The sequence below is a fragment of the Micrococcus lylae genome (assembly GCF_900163825.1).
Classification (GTDB): Bacteria; Actinomycetota; Actinomycetes; order Actinomycetales; family Micrococcaceae; genus Micrococcus; species Micrococcus lylae.
In genome coordinates, this window is record NZ_FUKP01000062.1 from 1 (window position 1) to 2,912 (window position 2,912).

General features: G+C 70.3%; 4 protein-coding genes. 1 reads left to right on the forward strand and 3 read right to left on the reverse strand.

Annotated features, from left to right (window positions below; all coding sequences use genetic code 11):
• Nucleotides 1-257: 257 nt before the first annotated feature.
• The 3 genes from FM125_RS08915 to FM125_RS08925 form a co-directional block, all read right to left on the reverse strand.
• Entirely contained in the window at nucleotides 258-815 is a 558-nt protein-coding gene (locus FM125_RS08915) for a hypothetical protein (RefSeq protein WP_143745318.1), read from the reverse strand.
• 134 nt (nucleotides 816-949) lie between these two features.
• Nucleotides 950-2,278, reverse strand: a complete 1,329-nt coding sequence (locus FM125_RS08920) for a hypothetical protein (RefSeq protein WP_087134361.1) — start codon at nucleotides 2,276-2,278, stop codon at nucleotides 950-952.
• 29 nt (nucleotides 2,279-2,307) lie between these two features.
• Nucleotides 2,308-2,490: a hypothetical protein gene (locus FM125_RS08925; RefSeq protein WP_143745320.1), complete on the reverse strand. Its 183-nt coding sequence runs from the start codon at nucleotides 2,488-2,490 to the stop codon at nucleotides 2,308-2,310.
• A 160-nt stretch (nucleotides 2,491-2,650) separates the two neighbouring features.
• Between FM125_RS08925 and FM125_RS08930 the strand changes: the two genes are divergently transcribed.
• The coding region (locus FM125_RS08930) for a helix-turn-helix domain-containing protein (RefSeq protein ID WP_143745221.1) at nucleotides 2,651-2,912 on the forward strand (262 nt) is incomplete at its 3' end.

Sequence of the window (2,912 nt, forward strand, 5' to 3'; positions counted from 1 at the left end):
TCATGATTCTTACCGTTCCTCTCGGTACGGCTTACACAGACCATCTGACACGCCCTAGAGAAGGGCGCAGAGCACAAGCACCACACGGCCCGTGCGGGGCAGGAGCGGCTCCCTTCCGGCGGCGGTGTCGCGCGGGTGCGTAGCTGATTGTGCGGTCACAGTCTCACGGTAGCCCAGCGTCGCTCGGCGATCGGTCGACTCCCAGCCCGGTGGCCCCGCCCCTCACCGGCTCCGCCGCCTTCCCGACGACGGCCGGTTCAGATCGCGTCATCCCGCACGCCGCGCTGCCGGCGCGCCCCGCGCACCGCATAGAGCACCATGCCGGTGGCCCACAGTGCCGCGCCCACTCCGAGGCGAGCACCCAGCAGGTCCGCGTTGAACAGCACATTCGCCTCCCAGGGCATCAGGGACAGGGCGAACACCGCGGACACGGCCAGCGGGAGCACGGTGCCCGCCGTCGGACCCCAGAGCACGAGAGCCATCATCGCCAGCCCCCACCAGAACAACGGGAAGCTCAGGAACACGTGCACCGGGTCCAGACCCCTCGGGAGGAGCAGGCAGGCGATGCCCGACACCGCCGCCAGCAACACGGTAAGGGTGAAGCCCCAGGCCAGACGCCGCAACACGATCGACCGCGTCGAGACGTCCGTGATCCAGGCGAGGCGATCGCGAAGCAGAAGCGCTGCGGCGCCACACACCCCGGCCTGCACCGCGAGGCCGGCCGCGGCAGGGTCGGTGGCGGCGTCGTCGAGCAGCACCGTCGAGGGAGCCACGCGAGGCAGTCCCACCGTCATCGCCACGGCCGCCAGCACCATCCCGCAGAGGATGCCTGCCAGCGGAGCCCATGTGCATCCATGGGCCAGAAGCCACGCCCGCACCGGGAGGATCCCGCCTGACGATGGCCTCTCCCCAGCGGCGGTGGTGGACCCTCCCGAGAACGACCACCGTCTCATGGCAGGTCCGCCTCGGAGAGGGTGCAGGAGGCGACGGCGTCTGCATGCGAGGCCCACCAGTCGCGGCGTTCGGAGGGAGCGAGGTCCGCGAAGGCGGCGGCCCGCTCGCTGAGGCGCTGTCGCTCTTCGTCGGTGAACCCAGGGTGCTCGGACAACGGCGTGTCGTACGGGGCGCGCAGGTCGTCCGGCGGTACACCGAGAGCGCTGCCCCAGCCGTAGAAGAGGGCGGTCTGTGCCTCCAGTCCGAGGACACTGCCGTCCTGCGCGGAGGCCTGGGGGCCGTCGTCGGAGGAACAGCGTGCCAGCAGCAGCCCGCGCCCGAGACCTGCAAGGGTCTGGGCACGGTCCGGATATGCGGTGACCACCTCATTGCCTCCGGCGGAGGGCACCAGCAGTCCGGAATCCGCTGAACCCTCCGGATCCGTGTGGAGGAGATCAGGGTCGTCACTCACGCGAACGGGACGCAGCGGCGCCGGCAGCTCGGCCAGACCCTCCTCCACGAACCGGGAGTAGCGTCCGAGCCCGGGTGCGCTCCAGGGAGACAGACAGACCTCGGCACGCCCGTCAGTACAGGTGGCGACTCGATCGGTCGGACGACGCAGCTGTCCTTCCGGAACGGTGGATACCAGGAACCCGCACACAAGGACCGTCAACCCGGCGAACACCGCAGTTCGCCGGCGCCCGACGACAGCCGCCACCAGAGCCAGACCCACGGCCACCGCCGCCGCCACGCAGAGGCCCGCCGGCAGACCAGCCGGCATGTCCGTCTGCCACCCGGTCCAGGGGGAAGGTGTGAGCAGTGCTGCCGCCGGCGCGTCCACGGTCGTGTTCAGCACGTAGGTCCCGGCGTATCCCAGCACAGCGGCCAGGACGGGGGCCCAGCGGTGCGGGAACCACCAGCCGACCGCCACACCGCACACGCAGAGGCTCACGCTCCAGGCCCACGAACCGAGGGCCCAGAGCACGAGGACGCCCCAGGACCATGCGACCGGACCGACTCCGGCCAGAGTGAAGGAGGCGGTGGCCACAATGGAGAGCACCAGCACATGGACCAGGGCACAGAGGGCGGTCGCCCACCGCAGCAATGGTGCAAGTCGCTCGAGCGGGGTGCGAACGGACAGGCTCTGCTGCTCACCGGTGGATGCCGCGCGGAGTGGGATCGTCGCCCACGCCAACGCCGCCGAGCCGGTGATCGCCAGGATCACCACCGCCAACTCCGTCGCCTGCGCCACCGCGGCCGGAGGCCATCCCAGCCACCGATGCCGAGACGCGAACAGGGCGGCGGCGACCGCGGCTGTCGTGAGCACGACCAGACCGACGGACATGGATTCCAGGCGACCACGGGGTCCGTGCATCAGAGGTTCTCCGGCGGCGCGCCGCTGAGCAGGCGGGTCACGGTGGCGGTCGCGTGGCCGGCGTCGACCCCCTTCGGGACCAGGTCCTGCAGCGGCGAGGCGTGGGTGACCCGTCCGTTCGCGAGCACCACCACGTGTTCGGCCGTGGCCAGGATGTCCTCCACCAGGTGCGTAGAGATCACCACCGTCCGGTCGGCCCCGAGGTCTCGGATGATCTCGAGGAGGCAAGCTGTTGTGGGTCATGAGGTTCTTGACATGGGTGCCGGGCTGAGATGAGACGAGTGGGCCTCTCCCGCAGGATGGAAGTTCCTACACCACCGACCTGCTCGAAAAGGCCCACTCATGACTCACGCTAACGCACCCCTGACCCCCACTGGCCGTCTCAGGATGGTCCACCGCCACCTGCACGACGGGATCCCGCAGGCACACGTGGCCGCTGAGTTCCGGGTGAGCCGGCCCACGGTGGCCACCTGGGTCGCCCGCTACAAGGCTCAAGGCGAGGCAGGACTTCAGGACCGGTCCAGCCGGCCCCGGCGCTCACCTGACCGACTCGATCCGGTCCTGGTCGCCCAGATCCACGCCCTGCGGCGGGAGCGCAAGTGGT